2 protein-coding genes are annotated in these 986 nt (G+C 69.1%); both read left to right on the forward strand.

From position 1 onward, the window contains the following. On the forward strand, window positions 1–457 hold a 457-nt coding region (locus ACX28W_RS43915; protein ID WP_459005693.1), incomplete at its 5' end, for an adenosylhomocysteinase. A 22-nt stretch (window positions 458–479) separates the two neighbouring features. Continuing rightward, window positions 480–611, forward strand: a complete 132-nt coding sequence (locus tag ACX28W_RS43920; protein ID WP_459005694.1) for a hypothetical protein — start codon at window positions 480–482, stop codon at window positions 609–611. Window positions 612–986 lie beyond the last annotated feature (375 nt).

The following is a 986-nucleotide window of genomic DNA, read 5'->3' on the forward strand; positions in this document are numbered from 1 at the left end:
CATGGCCTCGGACATGGCCAGGATGAAGCACCAGGCGATCGTCGGGAACATCGGCCACTTCGACAACGAGATCGACACGGCGGGCCTCGCCAAGGTGCCCGGCATCGTCAAGGACGAGGTCAAGCCGCAGGTCCACACCTGGACCTTCCCGGACGGCAAGGTGATCATCGTGCTGTCCGAGGGCCGTCTGCTGAACCTGGGCAACGCCACCGGTCACCCGTCGTTCGTGATGTCCAACTCCTTCGCGGACCAGACGCTGGCCCAGATCGAGCTGTTCACCAAGCCGTCCGAGTACCCGATCGACGTCTACGTGCTGCCCAAGCACCTCGACGAGAAGGTCGCCCGCCTCCACCTCGACGCCCTCGGCGTGAAGCTCACCACGCTCCGCCCCGAGCAGGCCTCGTACATCGGCGTAGAGGTCGAAGGCCCGTACAAGCCGGACCACTACCGCTACTGAGCCGACCCAGCAGGAGGACCAGGTGTACGACACCCCGGAGGAACACAGCAGACAGTCCCAGGACGTTCCGGCGGCCTCCGCCCCGCCGCTGCGGCTCGCCGGCGTCGACGAGGACGACACCTGGGAACCGTACGTCGTACGCGGCATCGACTGACGTACTCGCGGACGCAGAGGGCGGCGCGCCGCTCTCTGCGTCCCATGGAGCCCACCACGCCGGTCCCGAGGCGGTGCCGGCCGTGGGGGCGCCGGGCACCGCCTCACGCTCCGCGGACCGCCCGGTGCGCCACGCCCGAGGAAGGTTCCCGGTCCTGCCGCCGGGGGTCGGAGGGCCGCCGTCCGCCCAGTCCCGCCCGCTAGGGCCTGTCCGGCGGATCATGCCGGAGACGCGGGGTCTGGTGCGCTGACAAGGCGCCGCTGCTTCCCTCCGACCCGATCCGCCGGACAGGTCCTAGTACTCCAGCAGCGTTTCGCTATCTGGTCTGGTCAGAGGCGTCGTCCGGAGTGTAGTTGGCTGATGGTGTGTCAGGGG

It is taken from the genome of Streptomyces sp. SD15 (assembly GCF_054462255.1).